At 35.7% G+C, this 252-nt stretch carries 1 protein-coding gene; it reads left to right on the top strand.

Annotated features, from left to right (window positions below; genetic code table 11):
- Window positions 1–252: AAA family ATPase (locus tag SB765_RS31965; RefSeq protein WP_410932802.1), on the top strand; the 252-nt coding region annotated here is incomplete at both ends.

Here is a 252-nt window from a genome sequence, read left to right as displayed (position 1 = left end):
CTAAAAACGCATCAAATTAAAAATGACTTACCTTATCAAGACAGTGTAGTTGGAAGTAGCTTTACGCTTCGCCCGCAGTTAATACCGCTTGATGTAAAAATTATTTTACTTGTCTCACGTGAGCTTTATTACACCATCGGTGAATATGACGAGGAATTTGCAGAGTTATTTAGAGTACTTGCCGATTTTGATTATTACTTACCAAGTAGCGATAAGCTGCAGTATCAGTTTATTACTAAAGTCAGTGATTAC

Origin of the sequence: Pseudomonas sp. SIMBA_067 (assembly GCF_046534675.1) — a bacterium.
Taxonomy (GTDB): domain Bacteria; phylum Pseudomonadota; class Gammaproteobacteria; order Pseudomonadales; family Pseudomonadaceae; genus Aquipseudomonas; species Aquipseudomonas putida.
Note: the sequence above shows the minus strand (reverse complement) of the source record. Positions and strands in the feature narration are given on the sequence as shown.